At 64.3% G+C, this 13,862-nt stretch carries 16 protein-coding genes; 5 read left to right on the forward strand and 11 right to left on the reverse strand.

Features of this window, described 5'->3' with window-relative positions; translation table 11 throughout:
- Entirely contained in the window at positions 1-429 is a 429-nt protein-coding gene (locus BPNPMPFG_RS17960) for a cupin domain-containing protein (protein ID WP_258590068.1), read from the forward strand.
- Here BPNPMPFG_RS17960 and BPNPMPFG_RS17965 read toward each other — a convergent pair.
- Genes BPNPMPFG_RS17965 through BPNPMPFG_RS17975 form a run of 3 tightly spaced genes read right to left on the reverse strand, consistent with a single transcriptional unit; the run spans position 426 to position 2,842 of the window.
- Complete coding sequence (locus tag BPNPMPFG_RS17965) at positions 426-1,100, reverse strand: lysoplasmalogenase (protein WP_258590069.1); 675 nt, start codon at positions 1,098-1,100, stop codon at positions 426-428. The genes BPNPMPFG_RS17960 and BPNPMPFG_RS17965 overlap by 4 nt on opposite strands.
- Entirely contained in the window at positions 1,097-2,011 is a 915-nt protein-coding gene (gene yddG, locus BPNPMPFG_RS17970) for an aromatic amino acid exporter YddG (RefSeq protein ID WP_258590070.1), read from the reverse strand. Before yddG ends, BPNPMPFG_RS17965 begins: the two co-directional genes overlap by 4 nt.
- 42 nt (positions 2,012-2,053) lie before the next feature.
- Positions 2,054-2,842, reverse strand: a complete 789-nt coding sequence (locus BPNPMPFG_RS17975; RefSeq protein ID WP_258590071.1) for a DUF3108 domain-containing protein — start codon at positions 2,840-2,842, stop codon at positions 2,054-2,056.
- A gap of 256 nt (positions 2,843-3,098) precedes the next feature.
- Here BPNPMPFG_RS17975 and rpmB point away from each other — a divergent pair, with 256 nt between their 5' ends.
- From rpmB to BPNPMPFG_RS17990, 3 genes are all read left to right on the forward strand, one after another.
- A complete protein-coding gene (gene rpmB, locus BPNPMPFG_RS17980; protein ID WP_258590072.1) occupies positions 3,099-3,395 on the forward strand; it encodes a 50S ribosomal protein L28 in 297 nt (98 codons plus the stop codon).
- Between the two features lie 138 nt (positions 3,396-3,533).
- Positions 3,534-4,214 (forward strand): queuosine precursor transporter, encoded by a 681-nt coding sequence (locus BPNPMPFG_RS17985; protein WP_258590073.1) that lies wholly within the window; start codon positions 3,534-3,536, stop codon positions 4,212-4,214.
- Between the two features lie 80 nt (positions 4,215-4,294).
- The gene (locus BPNPMPFG_RS17990) at positions 4,295-4,975 is read left to right on the forward strand and encodes a spermidine synthase family protein (RefSeq protein ID WP_258590074.1); all 681 of its coding nucleotides are present in this window, start codon (positions 4,295-4,297) and stop codon (positions 4,973-4,975) included.
- Between the two features lie 24 nt (positions 4,976-4,999).
- Here BPNPMPFG_RS17990 and BPNPMPFG_RS17995 read toward each other — a convergent pair whose 3' ends face one another.
- The 6 genes from BPNPMPFG_RS17995 to BPNPMPFG_RS18020 form a co-directional block, all read right to left on the reverse strand.
- Positions 5,000-5,485 (reverse strand): SRPBCC family protein, encoded by a 486-nt coding sequence (locus tag BPNPMPFG_RS17995; protein WP_258590075.1) that lies wholly within the window; start codon positions 5,483-5,485, stop codon positions 5,000-5,002.
- Positions 5,482-5,850, reverse strand: a complete 369-nt coding sequence (locus BPNPMPFG_RS18000) for an ArsR/SmtB family transcription factor (RefSeq protein WP_258590076.1) — start codon at positions 5,848-5,850, stop codon at positions 5,482-5,484. Before BPNPMPFG_RS18000 ends, BPNPMPFG_RS17995 begins: the two co-directional genes overlap by 4 nt.
- 322 nt (positions 5,851-6,172) lie before the next feature.
- A complete protein-coding gene (locus BPNPMPFG_RS18005; RefSeq protein ID WP_258590077.1) occupies positions 6,173-7,201 on the reverse strand; it encodes an esterase-like activity of phytase family protein in 1,029 nt (342 codons plus the stop codon).
- Positions 7,198-9,096, reverse strand: a complete 1,899-nt coding sequence (gene cobT / locus BPNPMPFG_RS18010; RefSeq protein WP_258590078.1) for a cobaltochelatase subunit CobT — start codon at positions 9,094-9,096, stop codon at positions 7,198-7,200. The genes BPNPMPFG_RS18005 and cobT overlap by 4 nt, the downstream gene beginning before the upstream one ends.
- Before the next feature lie 11 nt (positions 9,097-9,107).
- Positions 9,108-10,094: a cobaltochelatase subunit CobS gene (gene cobS / locus BPNPMPFG_RS18015; RefSeq protein WP_258590079.1), complete on the reverse strand. Its 987-nt coding sequence runs from the start codon at positions 10,092-10,094 to the stop codon at positions 9,108-9,110.
- A gap of 122 nt (positions 10,095-10,216) precedes the next feature.
- Positions 10,217-10,846, reverse strand: coding sequence for a J domain-containing protein (locus BPNPMPFG_RS18020; protein ID WP_258590080.1), 630 nt, complete (start codon positions 10,844-10,846; stop codon positions 10,217-10,219).
- A gap of 180 nt (positions 10,847-11,026) precedes the next feature.
- On the opposite strand from BPNPMPFG_RS18020, the gene BPNPMPFG_RS18025 reads away from it, so the two are divergent.
- Positions 11,027-11,329, forward strand: coding sequence for a BolA family protein (locus BPNPMPFG_RS18025; protein ID WP_258590081.1), 303 nt, complete (start codon positions 11,027-11,029; stop codon positions 11,327-11,329).
- 21 nt (positions 11,330-11,350) lie between these two features.
- Here the strand turns inward: BPNPMPFG_RS18025 and BPNPMPFG_RS18030 are convergent, their stop codons facing one another.
- Positions 11,351-12,904, reverse strand: a complete 1,554-nt coding sequence (locus BPNPMPFG_RS18030) for an acetolactate synthase large subunit (RefSeq protein ID WP_258590082.1) — start codon at positions 12,902-12,904, stop codon at positions 11,351-11,353.
- A gap of 127 nt (positions 12,905-13,031) precedes the next feature.
- On the reverse strand, positions 13,032-13,838 hold the full coding sequence (locus tag BPNPMPFG_RS18035; RefSeq protein ID WP_258590083.1) for an alpha/beta hydrolase: 807 nt from the start codon (positions 13,836-13,838) through the stop codon (positions 13,032-13,034).
- Positions 13,839-13,862 lie beyond the last annotated feature (24 nt).

Raw genomic sequence — 13,862 nt, forward strand, 5'->3', positions numbered from 1 at the left:
ATGACCGCTGCTGCCGAAATCATCGCGATCCTCGGTCTGAAGCCGCATCCGGAAGGCGGCTGGTATGCGGAGACCTTTCGTGATGGCGCTGGCGGCGCGCGCGGCCATTCGACCGCGATCTATTTCCTGCTGGAACGGCATCAGGTTTCGGCCTGGCACCGGGTCAAGGACGCCACCGAGGTCTGGCATTTCCATGCCGGTGCCCCGCTGGCGCTGTCGATGAGCGAGGAAGATGGTGCCGTGGTCGAGCAGGTGCTCGGCACCGACCTTGCGGCGGGCGAGCGGCCGCAGATCGTCGTGCCGGCCGGCTGGTGGCAATCGGCGCGCAGCCTGGGCGAATGGACGCTGGTCGGCTGCACCGTCGCGCCGGGCTTTGAGTTTGCCGCGTTCGAGCTGGCTGAGCCGGGCTGGCAGCCTGGAACACCCTAACGCAGCAGGAACCCCAGGGTGATCGCCAGTTGGGCGGCGTAGTAGAGTACCCAGACGGCGAAGCGCATCCAGACGCGATGCGGCGAGATGGCGGCCACCAGGAATTTTTCCGCGGCGAGCAACCCGTCCGATGCCATGAACGACACGGCACCACTGATCACCCAAGCGTTGCTGGTGGTGAGCGCCGAGATTCCCATCGCCAGGATGGCCGCGACATAGACAACGATCGGAACACGCAAACCGGGACCGACGCGCCGCCTCAGCGCCGCCAGCATGACGATCGCGAACACGACCATGGCCAGGACGATCGCCCCGCGCCACGGTTCGGCGCCAAGCAGTGTCAACCCGCCACCGTTGCGCAGGAACAGCGCGACATAGACGATGTGGGCGACGAGAAAACTGGCCAGCCCGCCGAGAAACGCCTTTTCGCCATCGCGCGACAGGAAGGCGTCGCCGACGGCGCTGAGCGCGAGCGCAATGACCAGCAGCAGCGGGCCGCCCTGCAGCGCCGCCAGCACGGCAAGCATCGCCACGGCGAGCGTCTTTGCAGCCGAGCGGGCAAGCCTCGGCGGCATGCCTAGCGTGAAAGCATAGATCACCGCCGCCGCCAGCGAAAAGATCAGCGTCGCATTGGCGTTGGCGTCGATGCCGCCTGGGAACGGCATCGTCATGCCCCGGCTCCGTTTTCGGATGCCTTGGCTCCGCTCTCAGTCTCGGCCGGCTTGCGCTGGAACAGGGACTTTGCCGCAAGTGCCGCCCCGCCGGTGATCAGCACGCAGGCGGCGAGGATGCGCAGCGACGGCTCGGCGACACCGGCGGCGATCAGCACCAGCGTCGACAACAGCGGCGCCGCGTAGCTTGCAGCACCCAGCACCTGGATGTTGCCGCGCTTGACGCCGATGTCCCAGGCATAGAAGGCAGCACCGACCGGCATCAGGCCAAGGCCGAGCACGGCAAGCCACTGGCCGGCGCCGTCCGGCAGCACGGTCTGTTCCAGCGCCAGATGGCAGGCGAGCGACAGCACCGCTGTCGCGGCGCAGAACCAGGTGACGATGCTGGTCGGCACCGACGGGAAGCGTCGCGACAAAAGCGAATAGGACGACCACAGCACGGCGCAGACGGCGGCCATGGCATAGCCGAAGGCATACTGGGCGTCGAACGCCAGCCCGCCGCCCTTGGTGACGATCAGCACGGTACCGGCAAGGCCGAGCAGCGCGCCGACGACATGGTTCCAGGCCAGGCGCTCGCCCGGCATCAGCGCCCACCCCAGCACGATCAGCAGAGGCCACAGATAGGCGATCAGGCTCGCCTCCACCGCCGGCGCATTGCGCAGCGCGGTGAAGTAGAAGAAGTGGTAGCCGAACAGGCCGGCAATGCCGATCAGCCACACTTGCGGCGGTATCTTCTGGTTCTTGTCGGCGGCGGGCATGAACAGCCGTGCGACAAGCCCGACGCCGGTGCCGATCGAGAAGGTGATTGCCGACAACAGGAACGGCGGCACCTTGCCGGATGCATCCGTGAGCAACGCCAGCAGCGCCCACATGGCGACCGCCGAAAAGCCGATCAGTGTTGCGCGCCCCATTCTGTCTCCAGTGGCGCGCCCATTCTGTCTCCAGTAGCGCGCCTATTGTACCGCTTCGAAACGTCCGGCGCTGATGGTCAAGGTACCGATCTGCGTCTCGACCGTGGCGTGGATCGGCGCATATACGCCGGTTTGGCCGAGCGGCGCAAACGTCACCATCATGCGGCTGCGGTCCTTCAGATAATTGAGCGCCTTGCGACCTTTGCGGTAGCCCGACACCGGCTCGAAACCCATCCGGCAGGTGACGGTGTCGCCCTTGTAGCCCGGCACCGAGATCGTGCCTTTCGAGGCATAGGTCAGCGTCAGGTCGGCACGCATCTCGCCATCATAGAACTTCACCGTGCGGCCGCAGACCTGGTCGAGGCTGTCGGCATGGATGACGGTGGCGGCCATCGGGTCGAGCACCGACGACAGGTCGCTGGCGCCAAGCGGCACCCAGTCCTTGGGGTCGCGCTTGCCCGGCGCCGGGATGACCTGCGTCGAGGTGACCGTGCCATTGGTGAAGCGGATGTCGACCACCGAGGCCTTCTTGCCGGAGGTGTAATCGGCACGGAACGCCTGCGGCACCATTTTCTTGTCCGCAATCGTGCCTTTGGATGAGATCGTGCCGCGCGTATCGTCGAACAGCTTGGCAAGGCCCGCGGCCTTGACGCTGCCTTCGATCGCGTAGGCTCCGTTCTCATAGTGGCTGGAAAACGTTGATTTCGCTATTGAAAGACCGAAGAACGACACCGTGTACTCGCCCTTGAACGATTGCGGCGAGGCAGCTGTGGCGGCGGACGGCAAGGCAATGGCAAGCACGGCAACAAGGGCATGAGACGAACGAGGCATGGCGGGATCGGGTCCTTGTTTTTGGCCGGAGGCGGGCAACTCCGGGCTGGCATGTCCCTATCAGACCGCTTATAGGATGAAATCCGGCCTTAATATGAAATGCCGGGCGCGTCCGTGGGGAAGCCGGAGCTTGACGCCTCGGCGAAATGCAACTATGGAACGCCAACTTTTTCCATAAGGCCGCCTGACCAGAACCGCGCGCCACCCGGCGTGGGCTTGAATGTTTGGCAGACCCCGAGAACTGAAGGTTAGAACAATGTCCCGCACCTGCGAACTCACTGCCAAGGCAGTCATGTCCGGCAACAATGTGAGCCACGCCAACAACAAGACCAGGCGTCGCTTCCTGCCGAACCTCGTCAATGTGACGCTGATTTCGGAAGCGCTGAACCAGAATGTGCGCCTGCGCATTTCCGCCAACGCGCTGCGTTCGGTCGAACATCGCGGCGGTCTGGACGCTTTCCTGGCCAAGGCCGACGTCAAGGAATTGTCGCAGCGCGCGCGTCTCTTGAAGAAGCAGATTGCCAAGAAGCTCGCCGAACAGGTTGCAGCTTAACATCGTTTAAGGCGGGGGACGACCGCCCTGGGCATCGGATCGATCCGCAAGGTTCGGCAATCCGATGCTCAAAATACGAAGCGAGCACCGCCCGAAGGGGTGTGATGCTCCGCTGGTTCCATTACCCAGGATAAAAAAATGAATTCCTTCTCGCGATATCTGCCCTTCGTGGCCGCCATGGCGCTTGTCGTCGTGGCGTCGAACATTCTCGTGCAGTTCCCGATGCAAGGGCAGATCGGCGGCCTGTCGCTGGCCGACCTGCTGACCTGGGGCGCCTTCACCTATCCCTTCTCGTTCCTGGTCACCGATCTCGCCAACCGCCGCTACGGGCCTGCCGTGGCACGCAGGATCGTCTTTGTCGGCTTCATGACCGCGGTGGTCTGCTCGATCCTTGTCCCGCCCTTCCTGTTTCGTCACGGCCTGATCGAATTCGAGACCGCGGCCGACCGGCTGGTGCGCATCGCGGCGGCGTCCGGCGCGGCGTTCCTCTGCGCGCAGCTGCTTGACGTGACCGTGTTCAACCGGCTGCGCCGGCAAAGCTGGTGGCGGGCGCCGATCGTCGGCACGCTGGTCGGCTCGGTGTTCGACACCGCTGTGTTCTTTACCGTCGCCTTCTCTGCCGCCTTCGCCTTCGCTGGTCCCAACGACAGCTTTGCGCTCGAAACCGCGCCGCTGATGGGTGTGCTCCATGTCGACGCCATGCGCTGGGTTTCCTGGGCACTTGGCGACCTCAGCGTGAAGCTGATCATCGCAATTGTCGCGCTGATCCCCTACCGGTTGCTCGCCGCCCGCTGGAGCCAGCCGGCTATCGCGGCCTAGACCATGATCCTGAACCGAAGGACCGCGTCAGCGAAAAGTCGGATCCGGTTTTCGGAAAAGATCATGGTCGGACAAAGAGCATGATCCCCTGGGTCCAGCTCGATTCGGCAAAGACCCCGGATGGCGGACAAGAGCTTCGCCTCAAGCGGCGGGGCACCGAATTCTCGATCATGCTCGGCACCAACGAGCTGATGAACAGCCGCCTCAGCGGTTCGGAGGAAGCGCTGGCAAAACTGTCTTGCGACAGGATTGCCGGCCGCCAGCAGCCGAAGGTTCTGATCGGCGGTCTTGGTATGGGGTTCACGCTGCGCGCCGCTCTCGCCGAACTCGGCAATGATGCCAGCATCGTCGTCGCGGAACTGGTGCCCGCGGTCGTCGCCTGGGCACGTGGTCCGATGACCGACTTGTTTGGCGGCTGCCTCGACGATCCGCGCGTCACCGTTGCCGAAACCGATGTCGGCCGGCTGATACGATCGGAGCCCGCGGCCTGGGACGCCATCCTGCTCGATGTCGACAACGGCCCGGAAGGCATCGTCCACAAATCCAACGATGCGCTTTACAGTCTGCCGGGCCTGGGAGCCGCGCGCACCGCCCTCAAGCCGGGCGGTGTGCTGGCGGTGTGGTCGCAAGCCCACGACAGCGGCTTTGCGCGGCGGCTGAAGCAGACGGGTTTCGTGGTCGAGGAGGTCAACACGCGCGCCAACGGCAAGCGCGGCGCGCGCCATGTCATCTGGATCGCCACCAACAGCCCACGATCCTGACCGAAAGCCGGGCAGCGGATCGGTTTACTTCGACTTCTGGAGTTCCGCGGCAAGGGCTTCCAGCAGCCCACGGGTTCCTTCCTCGCGTCCCTTCGCGGAATCGACACCGTCGAAAAAGGCACCCTGCTCGGTATAGATCAGCCGCGTGCCATCGCCCGAGGGCGTCAACTCGACGGTGGTAAGCGACGCCGACATTGGCTGCGGCCCGATTGCCATCCGGTAGGAAAACACGATGCGCTGGTCGGGAACGATGTCCTGGAACTGCGCGTCGAGCCTGACCTCCGGACCATCGCCATAGCTGAAACGCGACACCTCGCCACCGCCGACGCGAAAGTCGAAGCTGAATTCGGCGATGGTAAAACCGTCGCCTTCCACGCGCCAGCGCCGCACCGTCGCCTTGTCGGCGAAGGCATGGAAGACGCGGGCGGGCGATTGCGGATAGGTCCGCTCGATGGTGAACGTGGAGTGGATGACGGAATGCTCGTCTTTCACGGGGGCGATCTGGTTCATGTCTGTTCGTCCTTTTCCTGATCTTGAGCTTTCGGGGGCGATTGGTCGGTCTCGGCCAGGATCTGGCCAAGACGGTCGAGGTGACGTTCCGCCGGTATGCGGCGTTGCGTGATCCAGTCGGCGAGCGGGGCAAGCCCGCCCGGTTCGATCCGGCAGGTGCGCACCCGGCCGATCTTTTCGCTGCGGATCAGCCCGCAGGCCTCCAGCGTCTGCAAATGTTGCAGCACGGCGGCGAACGTCATGCCGAACGGCTCCGCCAGCTGGCTGACCGTGGCCGGTCCGCGGCTCAACCGTTCCAGGATCTGCCGGCGTGTGGGCTCGACCAGAGCCCGCAAGATGCTGTCGATCTCGGAATAGTTAAGCATGGACTTGAGTATTGCGGGGTCAGGGTTAATTGTCAAGTCTAGGCTAAAGTATTTTGGCGAGCGCAAATCGAGTGATGAACAGTCGACCCCCACTCCGTCGAGCTTCGCTCGACACCTCTCCCCCGATCGACGGGGGAGAGGAAGGGCGTTTCCCCCTCGACGGGTAGAGGAAAGCACGCGTTCGCCAAACCAGACTCCCTTCCTCTTCCTCCGGAGGGGGAAAGGTGGCGCTGCGAAGCAGCGACGGAGTGGGGGAAGGCGTCCGACCAAATCGAACCGCCGTTGAAAACCCTCAACTTCAGGTTCGCGGTTGGAGCGTCGCTCAATCCTGGTGCAGGATGAATTCCAGATAGAGGTTGCGCTGCAGGATCGAGTGGTTGTCGTCGGAAATCAGCGACACCATCAGCGCGCCGTCGTCGCGGGTCCAGACGTCGAGCCCTTCCATATTGTCGATCTGGTAGCCCATGTCGGCCTCCAGCAGCACCGGCCCGTCGGCGACGGCGCCCTTCTCGACGCTTTCGCCATGGATGCGCCGCAGCCGCATCTTGACGCCGCTGGCCATCGAAAAGCTGCGCTCCAGCAACAACAGGTCACCATCCGGCAGGAAGGCGCCGTCGGTGATGTCGAAATCGCCGTTGCGCTTGACGGTGAAGACGCCCTTGTGCGGCCCTTCGATGATGGCGGCATAGATGTTGCCGGCCTTGTCGAGGCTCTTTTCAGACACCACCACCAGCCCGCTCTGATGCTGGCTGTTGGCATTGGCATGGGTGACGGTCTCGAAGCCGCGATTCTGGCGCAGCTCCCGGGCCGGCACCAGGAAGTCCAGCTGCCTCAACGGCGCCTTCATGTCGGCCGGGTCGATCTTGAACCGGGCGACGCGGTGGTTGCGCTCGAAGCCGACGGTGGCGATACCATCCTTGACCGCGAGGCCTTCGGCGTCGACTTCCCACTTCTTGTCGATCGCCTGGCCCGATGTGTCGACCATCTGCTGCATGCGGAAATTCCGGATGCCGGACGGCCGCTTGTCGGCGTCGCGCACCACCGTGCCGAAGAACCAGAAGCCGGTTTCGGCAACGCCGATGAAATCGCTGCCGCCTCTCAGAAAGCGGAAGGCCGACAAGGCACCGAAATCGCGTGTCCGCGACGTCATCTCCAGCCCGCCGACGAATTCGAGCGAGCCGAACTGCTTTTCGGCGCGACTGATCTGGAATTCGGTGATCGGGCGGGCCGAGACTTCGACCGGTTCCACCGAAGTCGAGCCGGCCGAACCGGCAGGCGCCGAGGCCATGCCGGCAAGCAGGGCGACGGCGGCGAAAAACGTCTGCCGGAAGCCGCCGCGCAAAAAAATCATCCGGCGCGCCGCATGCCGCCGCGTCGCGTGTCGCGGGCGCTTTCCTCGGCGAACAGCGAAGCCAATTGCTCGGTCATCGCGCCGGCCAGTTCCTCGGCATCGACGATGGTGACGGCGCGCCTGTAATAGCGGGTGACATCATGGCCGATGCCGATGGCCAGCAGTTCCACCGGCGAGCGCGTCTCGATCAATTCTATGACGGCGCGCAGATGGCGCTCGAGATAATTGCCCGGATTGACCGACAGCGTCGAATCGTCGACCGGGGCGCCATCCGAGATCATCATCAGGATCTTGCGCTGTTCCGGCCGGGCGATCAGGCGGTTGTGCGCCCACAGCAGCGCCTCGCCGTCGATGTTTTCCTTGAGCAGGCCCTCACGCATCATCAGGCCGAGATTGCGCCGTGCCCGCCGCCACGGATGATCGGCGGATTTGTAGATGATGTGGCGCAGATCGTTGAGGCGGCCGGGGTTCGGCGGCTTGCCGTCCTTCAGCCACTTCTCGCGCGCCTGCCCGCCCTTCCAGGCCCGCGTGGTGAAGCCGAGGATCTCGACCGAGACGCCGCAGCGTTCCAACGTGCGCGCCAGGATGTCGGCGCAGGTGGCGGCAACCGTGATCGGCCGGCCGCGCATCGAGCCGGAATTGTCGAGCACCAGCGTCACCACCGTGTCGCGGAACTTGGTGTCGCGCTCCTGCTTGAAGGACAGCGGCTGCATCGGATCGATGACGACGCGCACCAGCCGCGCCGGATCGAGATAACCTTCCTCGAGGTCGAAATCCCAGGACCGGTTCTGCTGCGCCATCAGCCGGCGCTGCAGCCGGTTGGCCAGCCGGCCGACGACGCCGGACAGATTGGCAAGCTGCTTGTCGAGGAAGGCGCGCAGCCGGTCGAGCTCTTCCTCTTCGCAAAGCTCCTCGGCGCCGACCGTCTCGTCGAAAGCCGTGGTGAAGACCTTGTAGTCGATCTCTTTCGGCAGATTGGTGAAGGGATTGTCGTTGCGGCGCGCCTCGCCGGGCGTCTCGGCATCCGCATCGTCATCGTCGGACAGATCGTCGGCGGTGGCGTCGGAGGCTTCCGTCTCGGCCGACTGCTCGTCGTCGGCGGAAGCCTCGGCATCCTCCGACTGCGACTGCTCGGAGCCGGAATCCTCTTCGCCGCCCTCCTCGCTCTGCTCCTCGCCTTGCGGCTGGTTGTCGTCATTGTCCTCGGAGTCTTCCGTCTCCTGGTCGTCACCGAGTTCCTCGGCCATTTCCATGGAGGCGAGCATATCGCGCACGACCCGGGCGAAGGCCTGCTGGTCGTCGAGCTTGGCCGAAAGACCGTCGAGATCGGCGCTGGCCTTTTCCTCGACCCACGGACGCCACAGTTCGACCAGCCGCTCGCCGCTCTTCGGGATCGGGCGGCCGGTCAGCTTCTCGCGCACCATCAGCGCCAGCGCTTCCTCGATCGGCGCGTCGGCCTTGTCCTTGACGTCGACGAGGTTGGCCTTGGCGTATTTGTCCTCCAGCATCGAGCCGATATTGTCGGCGACGCCTTGCATGGCGCGGCTGCCGATCGCTTCGACGCGGGCCTGCTCGACCGCGTCGTAGACGGCACGGGCCGCCTTGCCTTCCGGCGCCAGCTTGGTGTGGATACGCGCGTCGTGGCAGGCGCGCTTCAGCGCCATGGAATCGCCGAGGCCGCGGGTGATGGCGATGTCGGTCTTCGATGCCTTCTTCGGCAGTTCGGGCAGTCGCGCACGGCTGCCGGCGAGCGCCGGCCGATCCTTGGCGAAGCCGACTTCGAGTTCCTTGTCGCCGGCGATGGCGCGCATGCAGACGGTGACGGCGCGCTTGAAGCTGTCGGCTTCAGACCCCGTCTTCGACTTGTTGCGCGTGTTGTCGCCCGGACCCGCCATCGAGGCTCTGCTTAGCCCAGCACCACGTTGGCGGCGCTCTCGGGCAGATCCTCGCCAAAAGCGCGCTGGTAGAACTCGGCCACCACCGAGCGCTCGAGCTCGTCGCACTTGTTGAGGAAGGTCAGCCGGAATGCCATGCCGATATTGCCGAAAATCTCGGCATTCTCGGCCCAGGTGATGACGGTACGCGGGCTCATCACGGTCGACAGATCGCCATTGATGAAGGCCGAACGCGTCATGTCGGCGACGCGCACCATCTTGTTGACGATGTCCTTGCCCTTGGTGTCGCGATAGTGCTTGGCCTTGGCCAGCACGATGGCGACTTCATTGTCGTGCGGCAGATAGTTCAGCGTGGTGACGATCGACCAGCGGTCCATCTGCGCCTGGTTGATCTGCTGGGTGCCGTGATAGAGGCCAGTGGTGTCGCCGAGCCCAACCGTGTTGGCGGTCGAGAACAGCCGGAACGCCGGATGCGGGCGGATGACCCGGCTCTGGTCGAGCAGTGTCAGCCGGCCAGACGATTCCAGCACGCGCTGGATGACGAACATCACGTCCGGACGGCCGGCGTCATACTCGTCGAAGCACAGCGCGACATTGTGCTGGTAGGCCCAGGGCAGGATGCCGTCGCGGAATTCGGTGATCTGCAAGCCGTCCTTGACGACGATCGCATCCTTGCCGACGAGATCGATACGGCTGACATGGCTGTCGAGGTTGACGCGCACGCAAGGCCAGTTGAGGCGGGCGGCGACCTGCTCGATATGGGTCGACTTGCCAGTGCCATGATAGCCCGACACCATGACGCGGCGGTTGTAGGCAAAGCCGGCGAGGATCGCCATGGTCGTGTTCTTGTCGAACAGATAGTCCGGATCGATGTCGGGCACATGCTCGCTGGTGACCGAATAGGCCGGCACCACCATCTTGGACTCGAAGCCGAATTTTTCCTTCACCGACACCGTCGTGTCGGGCAAATTGGCGATGTCGCGATCGACCTTGTTCATATCTCTCAACGTCTCCACGGGCGAAAGCCTGATTTCGCCGGCAATCGATTTTGTCCGGGGGCGGTCTTAGAGCCTTTTCCAACCTTATGAAAGTTGGAAAACGACACGAACCGTATGGTCGCTCAGCACAGGCCCGCCTGTTTGAGCACGCGATAGGCCTGCAGCACATCGCGGAACCGGTCTTCCGAACCTCTGTCGCCGCCATTCGCATCCGGATGGTGACGCTTTACCAGTTCCTTATAGCGCGCCTTGATCTCCTTGCCAGTCGCCTTTGTATCAAGGCCAAGCGTTTCCAGCGCCTTGGCCTCAAGCGGCTTGGCCTTGCGCTCGCGCGCCTCGCGCGGATCCTTCGGCCCCTTGAACAGGTCGAACGGGTCGCGCATGCGGTTGTAGTAGCCGGCACGGCCGGAACGCATCTGAGCCATATCGGGCGACGATCGCGTCGAAGCGCCATTGACGCCCATCTTCCAGGTCGGCCGGTGGCCGGTCATCGCTTCCTTCTGGAAGCGCGCAACCTCGGTGTCCGGCACGCCGGAAAAATAATTGAAGCCCTTGTTGTACTCGCGCACATGGTCGAAGCAGAAGCGGAAATACTCGCCCTCCTTCATGCGCCCGACCGGCGCGCGATGGGTGCCCGCCTCCTTGCAGCCATCCCACTGACAGATCGGCGAGTGCGACTTCAGCTCCGCGTCCTTGTCGGGGCGGACGCGAATCTTCTCGAAATATTTGGGGTACGGCTTCATCTTACCCATTTATGGGGCGTTCGCAGATGCGAAACAAGAATTGACATTTTCGCGATGATCGCCCTAACCGCTGAATCGCGGCATAAAGCAGGCGAATGGCGGATTTTGTTGCGCGGCAGCAGCTTTTGCGGGAGCTGAAACCGGCTTGTCGGCTGATGCGCCAGCCACATGTGGTGAAGGGAGACGGCGATGTCCATACAGGCGACCATGGAAGACAAGCTCAACAGGGCATTTTCGCCGGACCGGCTGGTCATCATCAACGAAAGCCATCTCCATGCCGGCCATCACCATCAGGACTCCGACCATCACGGCACCTATGACGGCACCGGCGAGACGCATTTTCGCGTCCGCGTCGTCGCTTCCGCCTTTGCCGGCATGAGCCGCATAGACCGCCACCGCGCCGTTAACGAACTGCTTGCCGACGAACTGAAGGCCGGCGTGCACGCGCTGGCGATCGAACCGGCGGCTCCCGGTGAAAAGACACGCTGGTAGGTCAGTTCCGCTTCGCTGTGCTCAGAGCACCGCTTCGATGAGAAACGGTCCCGGGCGCGACAAGGCACTGTCCAGCAGCGTGTCGAAGCGCTCGCAGGTATCGGCACGAGCCGCCTCCACGCCCATGCCTTTGGCCAGCGAGACCCAGTCCAGCGACGGACGGTCGAGGTCGAGCATGCGCCTGGCGTTCTGGCCGATCGCCCCGACGCCGACATTGCGCATTTCGCCATGCAGGATCGCGTAGGTCCGGTTCGAAAAGACGATCGTCACCACGTCGAGCTTTTCCCTGGCCTGGGTCCACAGTCCCTGCACCGTGTACATGCCGCTGCCATCGGCCTCGAGATTGATCACTTTGCGGCCGGGACAGGCGATCGCCGCCCCGGTCGCCAGCGGAATGCCTCCACCGATCGATCCGCCCGTGCCCATCATGTAGTCGTGAGGCGCGGCAAAGGCCGACAGCGCGAAGAAACGCCGCGCCGAAGTCACCGCTTCGTCGCAGACGATCGCATCGGCGGGCAGCTTTCGCGCCACTGACAGCGCGATGGCATCTTCCGTTAGCTTGCCGCTCGGCGTTGCCTCGTCGGGGAAGGCGGTCGCGAACACCGTTTGCTGCGACGGCTTGACGCCGAGTTCGTCGCGAAGCGCTTCCAGCGCCGCGTGCAGGTCGTCGCCATGCGCTGCCAGCATCAGCACCTGGCAGCCCTCGCGAACAAGCCGCCCCGGCTTTCCCGGATAGGCGAAGAAGGCAACCGGCTCCTTCGCGCCGACCAGCACCAGGACGTCGATATCGCCAAGCAGCGCCGTCGCCGCATCGACGGGATAGGGGATGCGGGTCGGCGCGACACGTCCGCGCCCGCGTTGCATCCGGGCGATCAGGACCTCGCTGAACAAACGGACATCCCTGCCCGTCGATATCTGGCCGGCGACGGCAAGCGCATCGGCTCGTGCGGCCTGTCCGCGAACGATGATGCCGGCACGACCCGGCGCGGCACGGATCGCTGCGGCGATCTCGCGCACCGCGTCCATGTCGACGGCGGGCGGCCGCGCAAGCTTCACCTTGCCGGACGAGACCGCGCCGACCTCGCCCCAGGCGGCATCCGCCGGCAGGATCAGGGTCGCGATGCCCGGCGGCGTCAGAGAGGCACGAAAGGCGGCCTCCGCAGCGGGGCCGACATCGCTCGGACCATCGACACGGCGCACCCAGTTCGACATCGGCTTCGCAAGGCTCTCGATATCGCTGGTGAGCGGGGCGTCGAGCGCCAGATGGTAGGAGGCGTGGTCGCCGACAATGTTGATCATCGGGCTCAGTGCGCGCCGGGCATTGTGCATATTGGCCAGGCCGTTGGCCAAGCCCGGACCGGTGTGCAGCAGCGTCACGGCCGGCCGATCGGTCATCCGCGCATAGCCGTCGGCGGCACCCGTCACCACGCCCTCGAACAGGCCGAGCACGCAACGCATCTCGGGTTTGCGGTCAAGTGCGGCAACGAAGTGCATTTCGGATGTGCCGGGGTTGGCGAAACAGACCGTCACATTATTGGCCAGCAGCACGTCACACAGGACATCGGCGCCGTTCATGAAATTCTCTCCCGCTTGACGATCGAAGAGTGCAATTGCACTGGCAGGCGCCCGCCCGGCAATATCCCGCCAGCGCTTTTGGTCTGATCCAAGTCCTCTGACGCCTGTGCTTCGTCGGGGTCGGGGATCAGCCGACCGTCGATTTCAGGAACGCCAGCGCCGCCGCCGTCAGCGCGTCGCCATCCTCGCCGAAATCGCGATTGATCGACATGTGCGTATAGGCGCTGCCGTCGAACAGCGTAACCTGTGTGCCGGCGGCGCGCAGGCGCTCGGCAAAGGCCTTCGACTCCTCGCCGCGGCCCGAAGCGCCCGAATAGGCGATGAAGGTCGGCGGATGCTTGCGGCCATCGACATAGCTGGCCGGCGAAAGTGTTGCCCATTGCGAAGGATCGGAAAAGACACGCGCATAGGCCCGGACCATGCCGCCATCCTTGGCAAGCGCTGCAAGATCATAGGCCCTTGTATCATCAAGAAGCAGGGCAGCGACGCCAGGCAGCCCGCCGCGCATGCCGGTCAAGGCAATCAGATGGCAGCCCGCCGAATGGCCCATGCCGACAATGCGGTTCGGATCACCGCCATGCTGGGCGATGTTGGCGCGCACATAGGCATAGGCCTTTTCGACGTCGCCGGCCTGCGTGGCGACATCGGCCTCGGGCAACATGCGATAGTCGATGGAGACGAAGCAAAAGCCGTTGGCGAGCAGGAAGGCCGGCTTGGCGTCCACCTGGCTGCGCTTGCCGAACTGCCAGGTGCCGCCATGGACGAAAAAGACCACCGGCAAGCCGGTTGCGCCGTCGGGCGCATAGATGTCGAGCCTGGCCGGTCCGTAATCGAATGTTTTTGGCGCGGGTTGGCGCGGGCGCCGCGCGGCCGATGCTCCCAATGGCAGCATCGCCGCCACGGAGGCCAGAATGAGGCTTCGTCGATCGATCATCATGGTCTCCCGACCGTGTAGGCC

The organism is Mesorhizobium sp. AR07, from assembly GCF_024746815.1.
Taxonomy (GTDB): Bacteria; Pseudomonadota; Alphaproteobacteria; order Rhizobiales; family Rhizobiaceae; genus Mesorhizobium.

Excerpts from the sequence above, each read along its gene's own strand:
- BPNPMPFG_RS17960 (WP_258590068.1), top strand. The coding sequence starts at position 1 with ATGACCGCTGCTGCCGAAATCATCGCGATCCTCGGTCTGAAGCCGCAT.
- BPNPMPFG_RS17965 (WP_258590069.1), bottom strand. The coding sequence starts at position 1,100 with ATGACGATGCCGTTCCCAGGCGGCATCGACGCCAACGCCAATGCGACG.
- yddG (WP_258590070.1), bottom strand. The coding sequence starts at position 2,011 with ATGGGGCGCGCAACACTGATCGGCTTTTCGGCGGTCGCCATGTGGGCG.
- BPNPMPFG_RS17975 (WP_258590071.1), bottom strand. The coding sequence starts at position 2,842 with ATGCCTCGTTCGTCTCATGCCCTTGTTGCCGTGCTTGCCATTGCCTTG.
- rpmB (WP_258590072.1), top strand. The coding sequence starts at position 3,099 with ATGTCCCGCACCTGCGAACTCACTGCCAAGGCAGTCATGTCCGGCAAC.
- BPNPMPFG_RS17985 (WP_258590073.1), top strand. The coding sequence starts at position 3,534 with ATGAATTCCTTCTCGCGATATCTGCCCTTCGTGGCCGCCATGGCGCTT.
- BPNPMPFG_RS17990 (WP_258590074.1), top strand. The coding sequence starts at position 4,295 with ATGATCCCCTGGGTCCAGCTCGATTCGGCAAAGACCCCGGATGGCGGA.
- BPNPMPFG_RS17995 (WP_258590075.1), bottom strand. The coding sequence starts at position 5,485 with ATGAACCAGATCGCCCCCGTGAAAGACGAGCATTCCGTCATCCACTCC.
- BPNPMPFG_RS18000 (WP_258590076.1), bottom strand. The coding sequence starts at position 5,850 with ATGCTTAACTATTCCGAGATCGACAGCATCTTGCGGGCTCTGGTCGAG.
- BPNPMPFG_RS18005 (WP_258590077.1), bottom strand. The coding sequence starts at position 7,201 with ATGATTTTTTTGCGCGGCGGCTTCCGGCAGACGTTTTTCGCCGCCGTC.
- cobT (WP_258590078.1), bottom strand. The coding sequence starts at position 9,096 with ATGGCGGGTCCGGGCGACAACACGCGCAACAAGTCGAAGACGGGGTCT.
- cobS (WP_258590079.1), bottom strand. The coding sequence starts at position 10,094 with ATGAACAAGGTCGATCGCGACATCGCCAATTTGCCCGACACGACGGTG.
- BPNPMPFG_RS18020 (WP_258590080.1), bottom strand. The coding sequence starts at position 10,846 with ATGGGTAAGATGAAGCCGTACCCCAAATATTTCGAGAAGATTCGCGTC.
- BPNPMPFG_RS18025 (WP_258590081.1), top strand. The coding sequence starts at position 11,027 with ATGTCCATACAGGCGACCATGGAAGACAAGCTCAACAGGGCATTTTCG.
- BPNPMPFG_RS18030 (WP_258590082.1), bottom strand. The coding sequence starts at position 12,904 with ATGAACGGCGCCGATGTCCTGTGTGACGTGCTGCTGGCCAATAATGTG.
- BPNPMPFG_RS18035 (WP_258590083.1), bottom strand. The coding sequence starts at position 13,838 with ATGATCGATCGACGAAGCCTCATTCTGGCCTCCGTGGCGGCGATGCTG.